General features: G+C 53.0%; 15 protein-coding genes and 1 pseudogene. 9 read left to right on the forward strand and 7 right to left on the reverse strand.

Annotation, left to right across the window (positions count from 1 at the left end):
- Positions 1 to 170: 170 nt before the first annotated feature.
- From DI14_RS00100 to DI14_RS00110, 3 genes are all read left to right on the forward strand, one after another.
- On the forward strand, positions 171 to 2738 hold the full coding sequence (locus DI14_RS00100; protein WP_034803618.1) for an SNF2-related protein: 2568 nt from the start codon (positions 171 to 173) through the stop codon (positions 2736 to 2738).
- Positions 2739 to 3004: 266 nt separating this feature from the next.
- Positions 3005 to 5584, forward strand: coding sequence for a hypothetical protein (locus DI14_RS00105; RefSeq protein WP_034803620.1), 2580 nt, complete (start codon positions 3005 to 3007; stop codon positions 5582 to 5584).
- Positions 5585 to 5605: 21 nt separating this feature from the next.
- Positions 5606 to 6835: a hypothetical protein gene (locus DI14_RS00110; RefSeq protein ID WP_051622471.1), complete on the forward strand. Its 1230-nt coding sequence runs from the start codon at positions 5606 to 5608 to the stop codon at positions 6833 to 6835.
- Positions 6836 to 7119: 284 nt separating this feature from the next.
- Here the strand turns inward: DI14_RS00110 and rluF are convergent, their stop codons facing one another.
- Entirely contained in the window at positions 7120 to 7830 is a 711-nt protein-coding gene (gene rluF, locus DI14_RS00115; RefSeq protein WP_034803651.1) for a 23S rRNA pseudouridine(2604) synthase RluF, read from the reverse strand.
- 96 nt (positions 7831 to 7926) lie between these two features.
- Between rluF and DI14_RS00120 the strand changes: the two genes are divergently transcribed.
- A complete protein-coding gene (locus DI14_RS00120) occupies positions 7927 to 8733 on the forward strand; it encodes a hypothetical protein (protein ID WP_034803622.1) in 807 nt (268 codons plus the stop codon).
- Positions 8734 to 8737: 4 nt separating this feature from the next.
- Here DI14_RS00120 and DI14_RS00125 read toward each other — a convergent pair whose 3' ends face one another.
- Together DI14_RS00125 and DI14_RS00130 are read right to left on the reverse strand one after the other, a co-directional pair.
- Complete coding sequence (locus DI14_RS00125; protein WP_034803624.1) at positions 8738 to 9382, reverse strand: C39 family peptidase; 645 nt, start codon at positions 9380 to 9382, stop codon at positions 8738 to 8740.
- Between the two features lie 72 nt (positions 9383 to 9454).
- Positions 9455 to 10831, reverse strand: coding sequence for a YjiH family protein (locus DI14_RS00130; RefSeq protein ID WP_034803625.1), 1377 nt, complete (start codon positions 10829 to 10831; stop codon positions 9455 to 9457).
- A gap of 267 nt (positions 10832 to 11098) precedes the next feature.
- Between DI14_RS00130 and DI14_RS00140 the strand changes: the two genes are divergently transcribed.
- The gene (locus tag DI14_RS00140; RefSeq protein WP_034803627.1) at positions 11099 to 12091 is read left to right on the forward strand and encodes an LLM class flavin-dependent oxidoreductase; all 993 of its coding nucleotides are present in this window, start codon (positions 11099 to 11101) and stop codon (positions 12089 to 12091) included.
- A 39-nt stretch (positions 12092 to 12130) separates the two neighbouring features.
- Here DI14_RS00140 and DI14_RS00145 read toward each other — a convergent pair whose 3' ends face one another.
- On the reverse strand, positions 12131 to 12442 hold the full coding sequence (locus DI14_RS00145; protein ID WP_034803628.1) for a hypothetical protein: 312 nt from the start codon (positions 12440 to 12442) through the stop codon (positions 12131 to 12133).
- A 154-nt stretch (positions 12443 to 12596) separates the two neighbouring features.
- On the opposite strand from DI14_RS00145, the gene DI14_RS00150 reads away from it, so the two are divergent.
- From DI14_RS00150 to DI14_RS00165, 4 genes are read left to right on the forward strand one after another with little or no spacing between them, the layout of a single operon-like run.
- Positions 12597 to 15773, forward strand: a complete 3177-nt coding sequence (locus tag DI14_RS00150; RefSeq protein ID WP_034803629.1) for an EAL domain-containing protein — start codon at positions 12597 to 12599, stop codon at positions 15771 to 15773.
- Between the two features lie 10 nt (positions 15774 to 15783).
- Entirely contained in the window at positions 15784 to 16539 is a 756-nt protein-coding gene (locus DI14_RS14925) for a hypothetical protein (protein WP_051622472.1), read from the forward strand.
- Positions 16527 to 17384, forward strand: a complete 858-nt coding sequence (locus DI14_RS00160) for an MBL fold metallo-hydrolase (protein ID WP_034803631.1) — start codon at positions 16527 to 16529, stop codon at positions 17382 to 17384. The genes DI14_RS14925 and DI14_RS00160 overlap by 13 nt, the downstream gene beginning before the upstream one ends.
- Positions 17384 to 17821, forward strand: a complete 438-nt coding sequence (locus tag DI14_RS00165; RefSeq protein WP_235193357.1) for a GNAT family N-acetyltransferase — start codon at positions 17384 to 17386, stop codon at positions 17819 to 17821. Before DI14_RS00160 ends, DI14_RS00165 begins: the two co-directional genes overlap by 1 nt.
- A gap of 30 nt (positions 17822 to 17851) precedes the next feature.
- On the opposite strand, the gene guaC is transcribed toward DI14_RS00165, so the two are convergent.
- From guaC to DI14_RS00180, 3 genes and pseudogenes are all read right to left on the reverse strand, one after another.
- The gene (gene guaC, locus DI14_RS00170) at positions 17852 to 18835 is read right to left on the reverse strand and encodes a GMP reductase (protein WP_034803636.1); all 984 of its coding nucleotides are present in this window, start codon (positions 18833 to 18835) and stop codon (positions 17852 to 17854) included.
- Positions 18836 to 19031: 196 nt separating this feature from the next.
- The gene (locus DI14_RS14930; protein ID WP_051622473.1) at positions 19032 to 21083 is read right to left on the reverse strand and encodes a sensor domain-containing diguanylate cyclase; all 2052 of its coding nucleotides are present in this window, start codon (positions 21081 to 21083) and stop codon (positions 19032 to 19034) included.
- Between the two features lie 109 nt (positions 21084 to 21192).
- Positions 21193 to 22104 (reverse strand): annotated as a pseudogene (locus tag DI14_RS00180) (MFS transporter).
- Positions 22105 to 22202 lie beyond the last annotated feature (98 nt).

Genomic DNA, 22202 nt, shown 5'->3' on the forward strand with positions numbered 1-22202 from the left:
GATTCATACAGGGTGAATCGATTATCAAATAGACGGTTATTACACGCTTACAAGGAGGCGTCACGGATAGAAGTCTTTCCTACCTTAATCAGTTCCAGACAGCTATAAATTAGATAGACCAAAAAATTTATCGTCTGTCTACACCAAGCGGAAGGAGGTTTTGATGAACTATGAAAAATGATTCTGACTTTCGTCTCCTTAATCTAAATCCCTCGTATTATACGAGCCAAACGGACATATCGCGTGACTTCTATAATCCCATCCTCTCGGTGGCCGTCTCTTACGACCGTGTGAGCGGATACTTCAGCGGGAAAGCGCTCGCACGCTATGCGAGGGGCATTCAGGGACTGGTCGAGAACGGTGGACGCATGCGTCTCATTATCTCCGAGGAGATATCAGAGGAAGATTTTCACGACATCAGCGAGGGATATGAGTTGAAGAGGTCTCTCGAGCAGGACCTGCTGGACCGGCTCGAGGAGCACTTGTCGCTCCAGGAAGAGGCGGACTTCGCGAACCTGGCCCATCTCATCGCGAACGGGTATGCGGACATCCGGGTCGGATTCATCAAATCCGGGCTGTTCCATTCCAAGTTCGGGCTCGTCGAGGACGCAGAGGGGAACATCGTCTATTTCACCGGTTCCAACAACGAGACCAGGGCGGCCATCGAACACAACTATGAGTCATTCGACGTCACCGGTTCCTGGCTCTGCTCGGACTTCGACAGACAAAAAATCGACAAGGCAATCGACGAGTTCGATGCCCTGTGGGACGACAGGTCGGGCGCCTACGGTGTCAGGGTCAAATCGTTCGAGGAACTGGTACTGAAAAAAATCTTGAGACGCGACAGGGGGAGGATCATCTTGGACAAGGAGATGTTATTGGAGGACGTACTCGTATTGACGATCGACAAGGGGGTGCTCGTCATCCATGACCGCGTCGCACCTGGAAAGATACGGCCGAACGAGCGCACGTTCACGAGCAAGCTCGTACCGTTCTGCAAAAACGAGGGATACCCGCACTTCCGTGAAGACCTGACCTACGTCGAAATCAAGACGGTCATCCGTCATCTCGAGCGGCTCGGTGGTCGCCGGGACTTCGAGGTCGTCGTGACCGAACAGTTGCGCCAACATCTGGGGGACCAGGAGTACATGATTGAGGAGCGGGCGGAGTATGCCCGCCTGCTCAAGTCCCTGGACGAGAAGGTGAGCACGAAGTTCGAGGCGTTCGCTGAAGTGGTGGACCGTGAGCTCGTTCGAAGCCTGCGGGAGATGCAGATGCGTTCCGCCTTTTATATGGTAGAGATGAAGAAGGCCGCCAACTTTTCTGTCCCTGGGGCAGGGAAGACCTCGATGGTCTATGGGGCATACGCCTTCCTCTCGTCAGAGGAACAGAAGAAGGTGGAGCGGCTGATTGTCATCGGGCCGAAGAACACCTTTATCTCGTGGAAGGACGAGTTCAAGGCCAACTTCGGGGAGAAACGGGACCTGCGGGTGCTCGACATCCATGACTCGGTGGCCCCGTTGCTCTCCTTGAAGACTGACGCGCACCTCTACGACCTGATTTTGATTAACTATGAGTCACTCGGCAAGTACGAGCGGGTCCTCATGGATGTGATAGACTTGAAGACCATGCTCGTTTACGACGAGGTGCACAAGGTCAAGGGCTTGACCAGCGTGCGTGCGAAGGCCGCCAAGTCGATTGCGCCATATGCCGGATACAAGTTCGTCCTGACCGGGACACCGATACCCAACTCATACGCGGACATCTACAACTTCTTGAACATCCTCTATGGCGAGGAATATAAATCATTCTTCAACTTCAAGCCATATGAGCTGAAGGCACCGAACGAGACAAAGATACAGGAAGTGAACAGGAAGCTCGCACCGTTCTTCTGGCGGACGAACAAAAGGGAGCTCGGGGTCCCCGATGCGGATGCCGACCTCGTGTATAAGATTGTCGCCGATGAGACGGAGCAAAGAATCATCGATCTCCTCTATCAAAAATATCGCGGCAATCCTTTCAGTCTGTATATCCGACTGATCCAGGCGGCTTCGAGCCCCGAGCTCGTCCTCCGTAACATCGACCTCGTCGAGATGTTCGGCGAAGACGATGACTCCATCCCAATCCTTGACGGATGGGCGCCCTCCCAGGTCACGTTAGACCTCGAAGACGTGAGATTGCTCATGTCCGTCCGCGAGACGCGGAAGTTCCGACGCGCCATCGAGACTGTCACCTCGCTACGCGAGGAAGGCAAGACTGCCGTGGTCTGGTGCATGTTCGTGCATACAATCGACAGGGTCCATGAGGAGCTCATGTCGCGAGGGATAAAGTCGGCCGTCATATACGGTGGCACTCCTCAGGAAGAGCGAGAAAGGCTCATCAAGGCGTTCCAGAACCGCGAGTTCGACGTCATCGTCACGAACCCGCACACTTTGGCCGAGTCCGTTTCTCTCCACCATGTCTGCCATGACGCGGTCTATCTCGAATATTCGTTTAACCTGACCCATATGCTCCAGTCGAGGGACCGCATCCATCGCCTAGGTCTACCGGACGGGCAATATACCCGCTATCATTATATGATGCTCGAGGGCCAACCCAACCGGCAGAACACGGTGGATGAAAAGATATATATCCGATTGAAAGAGAAGGAGCAACGGATGATGGAGGCTATCGAGAACAGCGACCTCCGCCCCGCCCCGAACGTGGACTACGATGAGATTGTGGCTCTGTTCGATTGAGACCCCATCAAGTGGAGAAGGCCTTGCCATGACGGCGGGGCCTTTTGCCCTTACTTGAAAAAAGAAATTACGAACATCATATTTTTTGATGGACCATGCCGGAAAAAGGACAGGGCAGGGCTGTCAATCGTGCGAAAACAATAGTAAAATATAGGGAAATAAGGTGTCGTGTTCTAAGTTTAAGGACCTGTTCTCAGATTCTCGGACATAAGATAAGAATCCGTGAAGACAATCCTCACACGACCCTTGATGGAGGAGGGGGACATATGGTGGACCACAAGAAAACAGGAGTGGTCGAAACGGACACGTTCGACCCTGGACAATGCATATTCGGCATCCTCGACCTTTTGGAGAGGTTTGATGTGGAGGTCGCCCCTGCCGATGCCGTGTCCCTTCTGAAAAAAGGTATATTCATCGACGACCTTCTGTCGAAGAAAGGGAAGTCACTACCGGGCGTCCCGGCGACTGTGAGACGCGCGTTGATTGTCCTTCAGTCTGTGATGAGCGATAAGGAAATCAAAGACATGTGCAAGACGAGGACGCTTTATCATCTTCTCTTGCCAGAGACAGGGCTACTGGTCTCTGACATCGAGCTCATGAGGGACGCAGGGCTGACATATAAAGATCTCGAGGGACTCGACCTCGAATCATTTCAGGCTGCCACAGGTGGCGGACGGAGACCAGGTGCGTATGAGCGAGTCATGAGGGCGTACGACATCTTCGAGGGACGGAAGCCCGCCCCGATTTCCGTATCCGAGAACGTGTTAGATGATGCTAGGACAGAAGATAAGATAGAGGATAAGACACGAGCCACGACGGTCATTGCACGAAAGATAGACAGGAAAGGACTTGTCCATACCTTTTATCAGACCATATACGATAGACTCGATGACGTCTTCTCGACCGAAGACGTGATGAGCGAAATCGCTAGGAGCGGTCCCGAGGTCTCGGTACTTCTTGAGGAGATGTCACGCTCCGCCATTCTGACCCCGACGCAGGACGGCTTTTTCAAGAAGAGGACGAGGACGTTAAAGTCGATTCTTTCATCGCAACTACCACACATGGACCTCTTGAGGGAGAGGTTGGAGCAGGGACTCACACCCCATGAGATTGCGCGTCTACGTGGGCTGCAGCCGAGGGTCGTCATGAGGCAGTTGAGGGAGACCCTCGACACGATTCCCGTCACATCTGTGAAGGAGGGGAAAAGATACCTCAAACGATTCGTGCGCTTCGACATACCAGAGGACGTATTCGTGGAGGTGTTCGCCGAACCCCCCATGGTACACCGCTTCCTCTCGTCGAAGGTTCGGATGGGAACCGATGACGTCATGGGCCTTTATAACAGGCTGGACGATGCCCAGCGTCACAGGTTCAGGTCGTATCTCTCCGTCATCGTCGGACGTGACGGCAGCATCTCGCCCGCCACGAAGACGAGCGTGTTCGAGCATGTCTTATGGTTATATGGCGACGACACGGCGAGACCTATCGAGGAGTGGAAAGGTATCTATGACCGGTATATCCTCGAAGAATTCGATGTGAGGACCGTCGATAGGCTAGGGGCAGACGCCAGGTCACTCTCCGCCATCGCCTCACGCTCGGACGTCATCATACCGTCCGCTGGAAGATGTCTCCGATTCCATGACCGCTCGGTGCTGACGCAGAGACGCCTGCAGAGACTGCGCGGCCTGCTCCGGCTCGAGCCGGGATTCTATAGCACGGAACATATCTTCGGCCTCTCGGCTGATCTGATGGACGAGCTCGACTGCAGGGATCACGAGGAGCTACACTATATCATCCGTAAGCATGTCGAGATGACAAATGTCACCCCTGGGCGTCAACCGGAAATCGCGATCGGGACGATGGGCAAGGCGGAATGGCTGAAGAAGCTAATCAGACAGAACGCTCCTATCGATATAGAAGCGTTCCTCACGCTCGTCCAGCACCGCTTCGGCCTCTCGCCCAAATCCGTGAGACAAGTGCTCCGCCGTGAACTCCCGGACTATCTCTCGCCCGACGGGACGATAGGTCACAGCATGTCCTTGCTCACGAAGAGGGAGGCGGCGTGGTTCTCAAGGCGTCTCACCAAAGAAATCTATACTTATGAAGAGTTGGAGCAGGCGTTCAATCATATCGAGAACTTTACTTCCCGTTACCTGAACAGCGGAGCACTCGAGAAGGTCGGATTCGTCAACCGTGGGGGACTCGTCCTCCGCGCGGGGTACCCGAGCGCGGAAGCTTATTTCCAGGAGCTCTTGACCCGTGAGGACTTCTTCAGCGTCCCTGATTCTCCTGCTTTCAAGACGGCCCCGTTCAAACGCGTCATCAAGAGGCTTGAGAACGGCCACGATATCTTCCGATTCGACGACAACACCTATATCCACATCGCACGACTGCGTAAGGCCGGTATCAATAAGGGGATCGTCAAGGGATTCATCAGACAAATGGTCGACGCCGCCAAAGAGATAGGGACGGGCTACTTCACCATCGCATCCATCCGTGTGCTTCTGGATTCCCCAATTCTCGAGCTCGGACTAGAGGACATCTTCTTCGAGGGACTGCTTCACACGCAAACAAGGTTCGGCGCCATCAGGACGGGCAAGGGGGACATTTTCTACATGGGTCGAGACAAGAGGACGCTCGGCCGATTCCTGCTCGACCTGCTGCCTGAGACTGACGGGCTGGATGCGGACACGATACGCGAGGAAATCTTGCAGACATATCATCTAGAGTTCGACAGGAACGCCATCATCTCGAACGTCCGTGGGAGAGGCGGGTACTTCTCCCCGGACACAGGCAAACTTTACAGAGACAAAGAGCTGTTCCTAGACAGTATATTCAAATCTTGAGAAACAGTGGAGGGATACGACATGACGGTAGAACCAGGTACAGACAAGGTCAATTTGAGGGGGCGAATCGGGAAGGACATCTCGAAGACGGAACAGAAGCGGAAACTCACGCTCAAAGGGGAGACTCGGGTATTCGACGTTTATCAGATTCCGCTCGAACATCTCGTCTACAACAAGCGCAACGGACGCATCATCAGCTGGATGAACCGGCTCGAATCAGACGGGAAGGACATTGGCCTCCTCACCAAGGAGGAGTATAATAAACAGGTCGAGGACATGATTGTCCAATCGAACACGGCCGCGCTCGAGAAGACGAAGAACAACATCAAGAACTTCGGGCAACGAGTGGCTGGAGTCGTCCTGAACAACGGTACCATCGTGGACGGTAACCGTCGCTTCACCTGTCTGCGCCACCTGAAGAGGGACCATGGGATGGACGTCTTTTTCGAGGCCATTATCCTGGACCCGGCTGAAGGACTCTCCGACATCGACATCAAACGGCTCGAGCTCAACCTTCAGCATGGCGAGGAGCGCCCGGTCGACTACAACCCAATCGACAACCTCGTAGACGTCTACAATGACATCGTCGTCAACAAGTATTTCACCGTCCAAGAGTATGCCCTGAACACGAACAAGAAACCGGCAGAGGTCAGAAAGATGGTTGATAAGGCAGAACTTATGGTCGAGTACCTCGAGTTCATCAACGCCAGCGGGAAGTTCTACCTTGCTCGGGAGATGGACCTGGACGGCCCGCTCCAAGAGATGGTCGGCATCCTCAAGAAAGAAGAGGACGATGAGGAAGAGCACATGCGTGTGAAGGATGCCCTCTTTGCGGCACTCAGTGTCTCGAAGGACAAGGATTTGACCCGATACATCCGGAGAATCGGGAGTGATATCTTGAAGGGTGGAAATCGCGAGGATTTCTTGGAGGAGTTCGAGGATATCGTAGATGACGTCCATGACACCTTCCAAGAAAAAGATGGTATCGACCTAGACTCTTATCGTCGAGTAATCAAAGAACTTGAGGACACGAGGAGAGAGGCCGCCTCGATCGTCAGCCGCCGGGCCGAGGAGACGGCCATCTCCCGTGCCAAGATGAAGCCGCTCGATGCGTTGAACACCTCTCTTAAGGCGCTCGAGACGATTGACATGGACCATGTCGGGAGATTCGATGAGAAAACAAAAGAGGAGTTCGTCCGACTCATGGGGCAAATGAGAGGGAAGTTGGACGCTTATGAGGAACGACTCTGAAACGATATAGGGGTTTGTATCGCCACCGACACAACATAAAAGAGCAAGAGACGTCGGTCCACCAACGGATTGACGTATCTTGCTCTTTTCATCTTTAAAGACTTGGCATCGAAGTGCAATCACGCTCGTCACATGTTTTCGATGATATCGAACGTGTCCCGATATCGTATCGGCACCTTTGATGTTCGAACCTTGGCATAGGTTTGTAGCCTCTTCTTTTGATATACCAATTAGGTGATGTTATATAACCCTTATTCGAATAAAAATAAACTGTTCCCTGCTTTTCAATACCATTCTTTCGGTTCGTAATTCAATTCACGGAACAACTGCTCGCGCTCTTTCTTCGAAAGGTCGCGCCATTGGCCTGGCGGGAGCTTGCCGAGCGTGATGTTCATGATGCGGACGCGCTGCAAGCGGTACACCTCGTACCCGAGCTCTTCGCACATGCGACGGATTTGACGGTTGAGTCCTTGCGTGAGCGTGATGTTGAAGTCGAACTTCGACAGTTGGTGTACTTTACACGGCAACGTCTTCTGCCCGAGAATCTTGACGCCGGCCTCCATCTGCTCGACGAATTCTGGAGTGATTGGCTTATCGACCGAGACGATATACTCTTTCTCGTGCTCGTTCTCGGCGCGAAGGATCTCGTTGACGATATCGCCGTCGTTCGTCATCAAGATGAGCCCCTCAGAGTCTTTGTCGAGGCGCCCGATGTTGAAGATACGGAGCGGATGGTTGACGAGGTCGACCAAGTTGCCTTTCACTTTCTTCTCCGTCGTACTCGTAATGCCGACCGGTTTATGGACGGCGATGTAGACGTTGTTGCGGGCGACACGGGCGACCGAGCCGTTGACGAGCACTTCGTCCCCAGGCTTCACTTGGTCGCCGATTTTCGCTTTCTTCCCGTTGATGGTGACGCGTCCCTCTTCGACGAGACGGTCGGCTTGGCGGCGGGACGCCTTGCCTGATTCACTGATGAATTTATTGATACGCATCGATTCACGTCCTTTGTTTGGCTTCGTCTTCTCACTATAACGCATTTTACATACCGCCGAAAGCGGGAAACGAACGGAGAGAAGGGATGTGACACGATGGAGCACGCACGAGATTTATTAAAAGACGCGCTTCGATTTCAAGAACGGCTCTTGGCGTCACCGTTTCAAAAGGAGCTGATTGAGGGGGCATCTCCCGTCCTTTGGTACGGGCGTCCGACAGACGGGCAGTGGCTTACGATCGGAACGAACCCGTCGCGCGGCGAATTCTTTGAACGAGACGGCAAAGTCAGAAGTGACGACGCGCAAAAATTCTATTGGCGTGACCAGTCATTTGAAGCGTATCTAGAGGACGAGACAGCCCTCGACGCGACAATTGAATACGCAACGGCCTATTTTGAGGCCGGGCGGGCGACGACGAGCTGGTTCGGTAAGCCAGACGGGGCGAAACTTGAAGCGTTACTCGAAGGCATGGACCAGTCGTTTTACGACGGGTCCGTCATCCATGTCGACTTCTTCAAATATGCGACCTATCGGCAAATGGGGCAGATTCGAGACGGGCGTCGTTGGATGGAACATCCCGACTCGCTGGCGCTTTTAGAACGGACGATTCGTCTCATCCGTCCAGAACGCCTCATCGTGCTCGGTCGCGACAACTGCATGGCCATGACGGGCTTTACCGAAAAACGGACGGTCACGGGCTATCCGAGCGCCGTCTACGAGCTCGGCCTTCATCCGGCGGGCATCCCGATGGTCGGTCTTCACTTCAAACCGTCCGAAGTGTTCGTTGGCCTCGGCAACGGCGTCGACTTGAACGGTCTGCATCACGGGTCATATGCGAAGCGGGAGCACTTATTGAAAATCGGCGCGCACATTCATCAGGAGGCAGACATTTTCTTCTCCTGAAAGATTACTTCGCAGACGGATAGACGCGCGTGATGCTGCCCCAAAAATTGAACTCGTTGAAGTCGATGTAACGGACGTCCTCGGAGCGGTTGTCGAGCACTTCGAGCAAGACAACGTCAGCGTAGCCGGGCTTTTTATATATGATATAGCCGATGCCCGTGACCGAATGATTTTTATAGAACCCGTTCGCCATATTTAAAATGAACGGACGATTGGCGAGGAGCTCGCGCTCGAACGTCGACCATTTCCATAAATAACGGGAGCTGCTGTGGCCGGTATACCCGTAATGGTCCCATAGCTTTGTGACGATGGTACTGATCCGTGTTGGCGGCGTACCTTTCTCGTCTTTAAAAAAATGGCGGACCGCGATGTCTCGAGCGTCTTGTTGAATGACAAACGGGTCGTCGGGGATGTTCGTGTAGCCGTGATCACGGTAGTAGCGAAAAATGGCTGTGATGGATGTGAGGGTGCAGTTGTTCTTCCCGCCGTTAAACGCGCGTTGAAGAAGGGGGGGCACCCCGTCGATGCGTTTCTCTTCTTTCACAGTCCAATGGCCGTGATACCGGTCGTCTACATAAGCTTGCGGATTGACGATGCCCGCATAGCCTTTCTTTGCGGTTTCAAGTTGTCCGGCAAAATGCTCTTCCACATCAATCCCTCCTATTCATTCATTATACAAACAACGCCTCTTCCCAGGAAATACGAGAAGAGGCGTTTGTCGTCAAAAGACCAAATGGGCGATCCCGACGATAATCGGGAGCGTGATAAACGTCCGGAGCAAGAAGATGAGGACGAGGTCGACGAATGAGATTGGCAGTTTCGAGCCGAGGAGCAGCCCCCCGACTTCGGACATGAAGATGAGCTGGGTGACCGATACGGTCGCGATGATGAAGCGCGTCATCTCACTCTCGATGCCGCTACCGAGTACGGCCGGCAAGAACATGTCGGCGAACCCGACGACCATCGTCTGGGCGGCGGCTTCGGCTTCCGGTACTTGGAGCAACATCAAAATCGGTTCGAACGGCTTGCCGAGAATCGTGAAGAGCGGCGTATACTCCGCGATGACGAGCGCGATCGTCCCGACGGCCATGACGATCGGCAAGATGCCGAGCCACATGTCGAGCACGTTTTGGAAGCCGTCCTTCAGCGTGGCACCAGAGCTCTTACTCGATTGCGACTTGAGGAGCGCCTGGCGTAATGCCCATTTCGGCATCGAGACGTTTGACGGCACTGGTTCTTCTGGTTTTAGCTCGGTCCCTTCATACGGCGTGTCCGCTTTTTTCGAAAGCGGATAAATACGCGGCATAATGAGGGCCGCGACGACACCTGACACGATGATCGCCCCGTAATATTGCAGGAAGTATGCGTCGAGTTCCATATACGACAAGATGACGATGGTGAACGTGATTGAGACGACGGAGAACGTCGTGGCGATGACGGCGGCTTCGCGCTTCGTATAGTATCCGTTTTCGTACTGTTTCGTCGTCAACAAAATCCCGATTGTCGCATCGCCGACCCATGAGGCGAGCGAGTCGAGCGAGGCCCGGCCCGGCAATTTGAAGAGCGGACGCATCACCTTGATGAGCATCGTCCCGACGAACTCGAGCAAGCCGAAGTTCAGTAAGAGTGGGAGTAACAGCCCGGCGAATAAGAACGTCGCAAATAAGATTGGAATTAGTTCATATAGGAGCAATCCGCCTGTGTTTTCGGATGTAATGATCTCTGGTCCGATGACGAGGAGCGTCATGATACCAGCGATGAGCCCGATGACACGCATGGCAAACCAGAACGGCGTGACGTTCAACAGCGAGTTGAAGTGCGGGCGTTCCAAGACGAACGCAGGTTTCGCAAGACATGTCCAAAGTGACCCGAGCACCGAGATACCCATCATGATCACGGCGAGCGTTGGCACGACGTCACCAATCACGCCAATCAGTTGATTCGATAAGAATGCGACCGGAATGGTGAAGCCGTCCTCGGTCGGGATTGGGACGATGAAGAACATCAATCCAATCAAAGATGGAATAAGAAATTTCAAAAAATCGTTGGACGTGAACGATGTCCCGTCCTGGTCTGGCCTGTTCGGTGTTTGATTCATTGTGTATACCCCATTTTCCCGTAAATGTGTGTGACCGCTCGCGTGTCCCCATCACGCGGCTGGTTTTTGCTATGAAGGAATAATATCTTCTCGTTCATTATAGTGAACGAAACGCTTCGACGGCAACAATCCGTTGTAATTTTCAGAAAAAAGAAAGCGTTACCATGAGCAGGCGATTCGTATTTGACGTTGTTCTTTAGTATGATGACGGCGAGTTTTACAAATTCGAGATATTCATCATATATAATAGAAGCGGAGAGATGAACCATGAGATTAAGTGTACTCGATCAAGCACCGGTCACGTCCGGTCATACGTCAGAGCATGCCCTTGAGAGCGCTGTCGAACTTGCGCAACTCGCTGATGAGCTCGGTTATCATCGGATGTGGATGGCCGAACACCACGGGGGCATGTCGTTTGCGAGTTCGGCGCCAGAAGTCATCGCGGCTTATCTAGCGGCCAAAACGGAACGGATTCGCCTCGGGTCCGGCGGCATCATGATGATGCACTATTCACCGCTCAAAATGGCAGAAGTATTCAAGACGCTGAGTGCACTCGCACCAGGTCGAATCGATTTCGGCGTCGGCCGGGCACCGGGTGGGGACGCCAATGCCATTTACGCGATGTCGCAAGGCCAAAAGCCGATGATGGACGGCCTGTATGAGAAACTTGGGACTACGCTCCAACTGATCAACGACGAGACGCCAGAAGAACGCTGGTATAAGACGACACCGGCCGCTCCGACAGGGGTCGTCCTCCCCGAGGCATGGCTACTCGGCTCGAGCGGAAACAGCGCCATCCAAGCCGGACGGATGGGCGTCGGCTACTCGTTCGCGCAATTTTTCAACGGCGAGTTGAGAACCGATGCGCTCGACGCCTATCGCCACAACTTTCGACCGTCGGCCTTTATGGAAAAGCCCGACATCAATGTCACGTATCTCGTCACGACGGCCGAAACGGAAGAAGAAGCCGAATATTTGGCGCGTCCGTCTGACTTGTCCCGTTTGTTCCTCATGCGCGGCCAACTGCGCCAACTGATGAGTCCGGAAGCGGCGCACGCCTATCCGCTCACCGAGGTCGATCAAATTCATATCGCCAACAACCGCGCCATCCACCTCGTCGGAACACCGAAGCAAATTGCGACGCAACTGCAAGAAGAAGCAGAGCGTTACGGCTTTGACGAGGCGATGATTTGTAGCATTCAACACCAGCAAGCCGATCGCTTGAACGTTTACCGTTTACTTGCGAAAGAGTTGCTGTAACAAGACGCTCCTTCTCAATTTGGGAAGGGGCGTCTTCGTTTAGATGAATAGCTGAAGAAGGACGAACAAGACGACGAGACCGCCGAGCAGTACCGCGAAGATGACAGAAGTCGCGCGTTCGTGATGCCGAAAGATTGTATACAATCCGACGAAGAACGCACCCATCGCTGCAGCAAGCGCCGTCATCGAGACGAAGGCTGGCCACGTATTTGTGAACAGTGTGCTGACGTTGAACGGTGGAGCAGATTGTGGGCTGGTGGTGGCGATAATCAACAAGAGGAAGACGGCGAGCAACAGCCCGATTGACCATTTGCCGGGCCGTGTTTGTGGATAGACGTTTCGACTGATCATGATGGCTCACCTCGATTCCGGACTAGACTCACTTATCTTTACCCGTTTTCGTACAATCTGAGTAAAAACACTTTCCCTTTTTTAAACGGTTTTATGAACAAATGAGCAGAAAAGTTCTACACTAGAGGGAACAGAGATTGTTTGGAGGTAGCTTATGAAACAGATGAAGGCCGACCCACATTATTTATTCGATGTATTCGTTCGTTTGTATCGCATGGTGTTCTTAATGGAAGTGACGCCCAATAGTTATCGCTATGTGCGTGTCAGTGAAGAGGGTAAGCGCGCCTCCATGCTTCCTGACGATGTGGCGGGTCGCTACTTGCAAGACATGTACACGGCTGAAGTCGCAGATGAATTGATTCATTACTATGACTCGGTCTTAGCAACGCGTTCACCCGTCTATTTCATGTCAAAGATGAACATTGAGACGAATACGGCCCGCTTCGCTTCATCTGTTCTCATGCCGATTGAAGATGAGCAAGGCGAGATTCGGTATATTCTTGGATTGACGACCGACTTATCAAAAGAAGCCGAGATGGAACTCCTTTCAAGCATCGAGCACATCGATTATTTGACGGGGATGCCAAACTTGATGAAAGTCAAACTCGAGCTTGAAAAGCTCTTCCACCAAACGACCGGTGACGAAATGACGAGCGTCATGCGCCTTCACATCAATCGCTTCAAAATCATTCTGTCCCTTCAAGGGGTTGAGCCGTCGCATCACTTGATTAAAGAAATGACGCGACGATTGGCCGAACTGCTTCCGGTCGGATCAATCATCGGTCGTGTTGACGGCGAAGACTTCGTCGTCGTCTTACCGCATACATCGGTCGAGGCGGCGTATGCGCACGGTGAGCGTTTACTAGGCGCACTCGCGGATTACACGTATGATGTAGCGGGGAATGAATTCGCCCTATCCGGATGCATCGGCATTAGCGCCGGATACGAAGACGCCGATCGTGTCATCATGAACGCGTCGACGGCGCTCCTTGAAGCGAGACAAGCCGGCAAACAAGTGATTCGTCTATATGAAAAAGACGACTATGTCCAACATTATATCGATGAGATGACGATTGAGACGGAACTCGTCAAAGGGTTGAAAGCAAATGAGTTCAGCATGGTGTATCAGCCACGCGTCAGCTGTCATGATGGCACGATTCAATTTGAGGCGCTTGTGCGCTGGAATAGCGCGACCCTTGGAAACGTCTCCCCGGAAACGTTTATTACCATTGCGGAGAAATCGCTTCTCATCGAAGATATCACGGCGTTCGTCATCGAACGGGTCTGTCAGGATTTGATTGAGCGTCCAGAGGTGTTCGCAGGACGTCGCGTCGCGATTAACGTGTCACCGGTCGTCTTTAAACAGTCCTATATGCGAAACGTCCTCTCGACGTTTGCTTGTCATGGACTCTCTCCACACCAATTTGAATTTGAAATTACCGAACATACGCTCATGCAAGAACCGCTCGTCGGGATTCAAACGGTCGATTATTTGAAGGCGAAAGGGTTCCGTATTTTGATTGATGACTTCGGTGTCAGTTATTCCTCGCTGAATTATTTAAAGTTGTTCGACATTGACGGCATTAAAATCGATCGCTCCTTCATCAGTCAACTCGATAAAGAAAATGGACTAAAAGAGTACGAAATTGTGAAACTGATCGTCTCGCTCGCCAAAAAGCTAGACCTCGAAGTGACGGCCGAAGGGGTAGAGACCGAGGCGCAATACCACGTCGTCGAACGGCTCGGTTGCGATGAAGTGCAAGGCTTTTTCTTCAGTCGACCGCTTCCGCTGAGCGAGTTGCAAACGGCCCTCGATACGCTCGAACATCAATATGCGGCGCTCCGTCACGGATTATCAGGGCGTCAGCAGGCGTTCACGTCACTTCATGAGAATGAGACTGAACGATTGAAAGCGATTTTGCGCCTCGAGATTTTACATTCACCACGAGAAGAGCGATACGACCGAATCAGTCGTCTCGTTGGGCATACCCTCGACATGCCGACGGCGTTGATTTCGATTTTGACACCGGACCAGCAATGGGTCAAATCGTGCCATGGGGAAGAGATCCAGCCGTACTTCGAACGGAAGTGGACGCTATGCGACCGGGTCGTGACGAGCAAATCGAACTTGGTCATCGAAGACGTGCAAGCGACGGAAATGACGGAAGGGAATCCTGTGCTCGAAGACTTAGGCTTTTATGCCGGTGTCCCGTTGATTACGAGTGCAGGCCATGCCATCGGGACACTTTGCGTCACAGATGAAATTCCGAGAACCTTTGACGAGGCCGGCATGCAGACACTCGAAGATTTCGCCCGCTGGATCATCGCTGAAATTGAATTGACCGAACAGAAGCGCGCTTCGACACGACGTCAACAAACGCTTGAATCGTTGTATGAGATCACGGCACTCCATGCCCCGTTCGCAGAAAAGCTAAAACGAATTCAAACCGTCTTGCGGGAATGGATCGGTTATACGCATGCGATTGCGTTCTCTGTGGAAAATGGATTTAAGACGTGGTCGGTGGATGGAGACACGGCACTCAAATGGAACGAGGACGACATGATGCGTCTTGAAGCCATCGCGACGAGCAATCACCAACGGCTAGATCGTGCCGAATTGGTCGTGAACGGCATCGAATTCTCGGCGGTGATTGCTTTGCCGCTCGTCAGTGAGGGGAAGACGTTCGGTTGGGTTGTCTTCCTCACGGAACAAGGGAGTCTCGACGATGTGATTGACCAAGTCGCCATCCAAGAGATGACGGACACGATTTTACTCGTGACCCGTTGGATGGAAAATGAGATTCGCCGTGAGCGTAAACATCAAGAAGTCATCGAGCTGATCACGAAAGACGGATTGACGAAACTCGGCAATCGTCATTCGCTCATGGCGGACCTACGGCAAAAGATGAACCGGAAACAGCCTGTCGCCCTCTTGTTCATCGACCTAGACGATTTCAAACGCATTAACGACACGTACGGTCACCTCGTCGGAGATGAAGTGCTCATCGAGACGGCGAAGCGGATTCGTTCGTTCAGCGAGTTTTATGCAGGCAAGGCGTATCGGTTCGCAGGGGATGAGTTTTTAATCATCCTCGAGTCAGAAGCGCTTGAACAGGCTGATTTTGAGAAGTTGGCGGCACTGATTTCCCAGGAAATGTTGGTCGGGAACGATTTATCGCTCCAGTTATCGGCAAGCATCGGGGTCGCTTATTCATCAGGAGAGTTCACGTCGCTCGACGATTTGATTCATCACTCGGACGCTGCGATGTACGTCGCCAAAAATTGCGGAGGCGACGGCTTCTACATTTATGATTCACGAGAAGAGAAGTGAGGGGAAAAAGATGGGGAAACTATGGTTAATCGAAGGATTGCCAGGCAGTGGCAAGACGACGTTCGCCGAGGCTTTAGCAAAGCGTGACGCAAAGCGGACGTTTTATTCGGAGGTCGATCCCGCCCATCCCGTCGATGTGCATGATGTGCGGTGGGTCGAAGGGGAAGTCACGTCCGGACACGTGCTCGAGCGTGACGCGCGGGGCACGTTCGTCCGATATGAGTCAACGGATGAGCCGCAAGGGACGGACGTCTATGAGTTGCCGTTCGAGCAACACGTTGACGTCATGCTCGGTCGCTGGGAACGATTCGTTCAACAGGCACGTCATCAAGACGAAGCGTACGTGTTCGAGTGTGCGCTACTCCAAAATCCGTTCACGATCGGCATGATTTCTCAAGACGTACCCCTGGCTTTCCTTCAGGCCTACGTGGAGGGAATTGTCGAACGAATTGCCCCGCTCGACCCGACCGTCGTCTACGTAGAGCTTGAAGATGTCGAAACGGCGTTCAAAGATGTTTATGCGGAACGACCAGAGGCGTGGCAACACGGCTTTGTCGAGTACTACACGAAGCGCCGATACGCGATGCGCAAGGCGTTATCTGGAATAGACGGCACGATTGAAATTTTGAAAGAACGGCAACGCCATGAACTAGACTGCTTGAACCGATTATCGCTTCGTCACGTTCGCGTGTTAAACGATCACCGGAACGCAATCGAGCAAATCGCAAGCATCGAGTCAGGGGAGGGTCACACATGCAGACATTAATTTCCCATTCCCCTCGATTTTGGTACATGACGCCAGTGGCCGAGACCGATCGACCGATTTTAGGCGTTGTCGTCGGTGAGACTCATACGCTCCTCATCGATGCAGGGAACTCTGAGTCCCATGTGACCGATCTCCTCACTGCGATGGAAGCAAAAGGGTTGAAGCGTCCGACGCTCGTCGCGCTGACGCACTGGCATTGGGATCATATTTTCGGACTTTCGGCGTTAACGGACCTCGTCTCGATTGCGAGCACGGAGACGAAAAACCGGATGGAGCGTCTCTTGCCCTATGAGTGGGATGACGCGTCGCTCGACGAACGCGTCAAAAGCGAAATCGAAATCCCGTTCTGTGCCGAGGCGATCCGTCTCGAGTTCGGTGCGCAGCGGACGATGCGCGTCGTGTTGCCGACGTTGACGTTCGACGATACCCTCACGCTCGACCTCGGCGGGGTACATGTTATTTTGAAACACGTCGGTGGGGACCATGCGGCCGACTCAGTCGTCGCCTACATCCCAGAAGAGCGCGTCTTGTTTTTAGGCGACGCGCTCTATGCGAACCTATACGCCCCGTCCTGGCGCATGACGGCAGAAGCGACGCTTCGCTTGCTCCACCTACTCGACCGGTTCGATGCGGACGCATACGTCTGGTCGCACGGGGAAGTCGTATCCCGTGAAGCGTTTGAAAAAGACCGTGACATCCTGCGTCGTTTGGCGGTTCTAGCGCTTGATTTCCCAGGAAATGAAGCGATGATGACGGCTCAGTACGAACAGAAGGTCGGTCGACCTGTCGATGAAGAAGAGCAAGAGTTGATTACATTCTTCGTGAATGGGTCAGGTGAAGCATGATGGAGATTCAAGAGATTGCACAGGATGATGCGGCGTTCCAACAATATTTGACAGAGCGACTTCGGGCGTTTAACGACACACATTCGTCCCATCATCGCAATATTCGAGGTATAGACGTCCCCGTCGTCCAGTTGAAAGTGGAGCGAGACGGGGAGATCATCGCCGGATTGTACGGTAGCGTCTATTGGGGCTGGTTCGATTTGGACCGACTGTGGGTCGCTGAAGCCTACCACAACCAAGGAATCGGCTCGCGCTTGCTCGTAGCAGGAGAGGCGAAAGCACGGATGCTCGGGGCGAGTCGGGTGAAGCTGACGACCTTCTCGTTCCAGGCCAAGTCGTTTTATGAGCGATACGGCTATGAGGTCGCTGGGGTGTTGCATGACTATCCGCCAGGTGCCGACTACTATATGATGACGAAACGCTTCACAAACGCATAAAAACAGGCGACTCGCGTGAGTCGCCTGTTTTTAATATACTTTGTCCCCGTTAAAAATCGAATTTTTCACCATGACGTAATCGACGGTACGCAATGCGTCCAGATTGTCCCCACCCGAGTAGGAGATGGCCGATTGGAGGTCTTGCTCCATCTCGGTCAACGTGTCCTGTAATGCCCCTTTGTATGCGACGAACATCTTTTTCCCTTCGACGTTTTTCCGTTCCCCTTTTTGGAATTCAGACGCCGAACCAAAGTATTCTTTGAGCAGTTTCCCGTCCTGCTCGATCGTCGCGCCCGGCGACTCTTCATGGCCCGCGAACAGCGAGCCGATCATGACCATTGACGCACCGAAACGAATCGATTTCGCGATGTCTCCATGTGTGCGGATTCCCCCATCCGCGATAATCGGTTTGGTCGCCGCTTTGGCACACCAACGGAGGGCGGCGAGTTGCCATCCACCAGTCCCAAAGCCAGTCTTGATTTTCGTGATGCACACTTTCCCGGGACCGATGCCGACTTTCGTCGCATCCGCGCCCGCATGTTCGAGTTCTCGGACGGCTTCGGGCGTCCCGACGTTTCCGGCAATGACGAACGTTCCAGGCAAGTGGTGCTTGATGTGTTGGATCATGCGAATAACCGCATTCGAGTGCCCGTGGGCGATATCGATCGTGATGAACTCAGGCGTATGCCCCATTTCAGCGAGCATTTCAACGAAACGGTATTCGTCTTCCTTCACCCCGACGCTGATTGACGCGTATAAGCCGCGTCCGTGCATGTTTTCAATAAACGCGAGCCGCGTCTCGGGATGAAAGCGATGCATGATATAGAAATAGCCGTTCTCCGCAAGGGAGAGGGCGACCTTCTCATCGATAATCGTCTGCATATTCGCCGGCACGACCGGAAGTCGGAACGTGAAACCGCCGAGTGTCACACTGGCATCACACTCAGACCGGCTATCAACGACACATTTAGCCGGAATTAATTGAATATCTTCATAATCGAACACTTTATCCATTTGAAACACCCCTATTTACGAACATTTTAAGTGATATGAGTTAAAATTCTTCGTCCATTAGGTAATGTAACCCGTATGCGGATGAAAGTCAAAGCTTACTGGTGAAAAGTAAGTAAAAAATAAAAATAGTTAAATTTTCTCATTAATGTTCGGATTTTGACGTAAATTTAATGTTTCACGTGAAAAAGACCGCTTGTCAGCGGTCTTCATACAAGGCGTAGCCGTTGCGGCCATTCAATTTCGCTTTATATAGTGCGATGTCCGCTCGCTTTAACAGTTGTTTCGGTGAAACGGCGCCGTCACAGCTAGCGATTCCAATACTCGACGTCGTGACGAAGGCGTGCGTCTCGATCTGCCACGGCTGTTCAAGGGCGACGAGTAATTTCTCGGCGACCCGACGCGGGGCGATGGGGTCGTTGTATCGAATCAACACGATGAATTCATCTCCACCGAACCGGGCGATGACGTCTTGCTTGCGGAGTACATCGGTGAGCCGGTGGGCGAACTGACGTAACAGTTCATCCCCGATGTCATGTCCGAGCGTGTCGTTGACCCATTTGAACCGGTCGAGGTCGAGCGATAGAATCGCGAGGGATTCCGCTTCTTCTTCGATTCTCGAGAGGGACTCTTCAAGATAGGCAAGGAAATAGCGGCGATTCGGCAAATCCGTCAACGTATCGTGATACGCAAGGTGTCGTAGCTGTTTCTCGACGACTTTCCGTTGCATGATCTCCCGAGTGACCGTCAAGTAGTGAAGCAACGTGCCAGTGTCACTATAAATGGCCTGAATCTTTGTCTCGAGCCAAATCCAACGTCCGTCATCGTGTGCATGTCGGAACTCGAGCGTGAGCGGTGAAGCGGCGGTGATGGTTTGAAGCGTTTGACGTGTCGAGGCGACATCGCGAGGATGGATGAAGTCGAGCGTATTTTTACCCTCGTAAAATGACGGCGTATAACCGAGCACATGAAGATGGGACGGGCTTGCGTAGCGTACCGTCCCGTCCGGCTCGAGCATGCAGACGAGGTCGCTCATATTTTCGGTGATGAGACGGTATTGCGTCTCGCTTTGACGAAGCGCTTCTTCCATCTCGCGCTTTTCCGTCACGTCACGGAGCACGGTCAGGACGGCAGTCGTCCCTTCGTAATCGATGACGAGGCTCGTGATGTCCATATGTAATCGCTGGCCGCCATGGGTGACGAGCGTCAACTCCGTGTCATCGACAGGGTCGCCGAGACGGAGCGCCTCGAGTCGCTTTAGGATGCGCTCGTGATGTTCCGGGGCGATGAACTGAAAGATTGATTCGTGATGCATGTCGGTCTCGCCAATCGTCGAGCGCGCGATGGCGTTCGCGTATAATACATGCCCGTCCCCATGCACGATAATCCCTTCAGGAATCAGCTCGATCAATTGGCGGTAACGCCGTTCACTTTCCCGCATCGCCCTTTCGGCGTCCTTCTCCGGCGTGTGGTCGATGATGATGGCAAACAGGCCGTTAATACGGCCACCGACTTCAATCGGAATATTCAAAATCGCCAAATCGAGCGGTTCTCCGGACCGGTAACGTCCACGAATGGCGTACTTGTGTGGAGTGCCTGACATGGCATGGCGAAGCCCCGCTTCGACCGTTGTGCGTTCAGACGTCTCGACCCAGTCGATGAACGAGCGGTTTAACAAGTCATCTTCCGTGTAACCTGTAATCGCCGTAACGGCCGGATTGAGCGACTTGATGCGGAAATCATGATCGAGGACAAAAATACCGTGGGGCGAATAACGGCGTAACGACTCATGCTGATCACGTAAAATCGTCAGTTCGAGCTCACGTCGCTTGCGTTCGGTTACTTCCCGGACGACCGAAATGACGTGCGTGCACGTCTCCCCGTCAAACACCGGCGTCACTTCTGACTCGAAGTAGTGCAGTGGCAACGACAAGACATCCTCTGATTCGAGCGTATCCGTATAGAACGAATCGGCAAGTTGATAATCTTCATAAACGACGCTCTTTCGTTCTCGGATGGCTTGATTGTAATAGCGAGAGATGAGCGCGGCCGTTTCAGGCGGCATTTTATCCTCAATGCTCTTCCCAAGGTCGTCATCAGTCCAGCCGATCGCACGTTTGCCGGGCTCATTGACGAACACATATCGATAGGTCGCCCCGTCGACTTCCATGAAGAACACGTAGTCCGAAATCTTATCAAACGTTCGAAGTAGGGCGGCGGAATGGTGATGAATCGTCTGGTCAGCGTACATGATGTCCCTCGTTTCGATAAAAACTTTTCAACACGTCATTCTCATATTACCGTATGTCGAACAGAAATGTGTGAACATTCAAAGAAGACAGGACGAAAGTTCTGTCCTGTCAGGCTACCTGTTTTAGCTTGGCGCGTTCATGCCGTCCGTTCATGATGTGATACAAGAAGAGCAATAAAGCCACGACCCCTGCGAGACCGAGGTAGAGCATCGAGAACCCGGTCAGTGGAATCATCAAGCCAATCAAGTAAGGCCCGAACCCGAGTCCTGCGTCAAGGGCGATAAAAAATGTCGAAGTGGTCATTCCCATTCACGCCGGCGTGGCTGCTTTGACCGCAATCGCTTGCGTCCCGGACTGGATATTCCCGAAGCCAAGGCCAATCAAGGCGCCGGCGACGAGTAAACCGATTGCCGTCGTCGCTTGGCTCAACACGAACAATCCGACGGCGAACACGGCGATGGCGGGGTACATCACAATGTTTGCCCCGCGCGCGTCCATGAGCCGCCCGGTAAGGGGACGGCGATGATGAGGGCGATCGGTAACGCTTTTGGTTCGACGAACGAGCTCGGTGAAAAGCCGCGGACGATGCTTGGGTTGTCCGCTTCCGGCACGTTGACGGTCAGGGCGCTGACGAGGCTGATGAGCCCGATGACGAGACAGAGCAAGAAAATCGTAGAAAAGTTCGTATATTGACTCATGAGTAGGCCGACGAATGGACCGATTGCGGTCGCGAGTGTCGAACTCATGCTGTAATAGCCGATGCCTTCCCCTTTACGGGCCGCTGGGATGACTTGCGCGACAATCGTGCCGGTCGCCGTGCTCGACAGTCCCATGCCGAGCCCGTGCACGAAGCGGGTGAACAAGAGGAAAACCGGCCTCACTCGTTGAAGCCCCATAGGCCGAGACGGCGTGGACCCCGATTGTGACCATGAGCAGGAAGAAGATGAGTGTTAAGAAAAGGTTGACGAGCGAGATGATGAGAAAATCTTTCGTCCAAAGTTTTTGAGTGGCCAAATGCATGGAGCCCGCCTCCTAATATAAATAGTTAGTAAACATAACTAAAGGAGTATAGCAAACAGCGGGCGCGTTTGTCTGTTCGGACGCATCGCCTCGAAAAA

It is taken from the genome of Exiguobacterium sp. AB2 (assembly GCF_000696055.1).
Taxonomy (GTDB): Bacteria; Bacillota; Bacilli; order Exiguobacteriales; family Exiguobacteriaceae; genus Exiguobacterium; species Exiguobacterium alkaliphilum.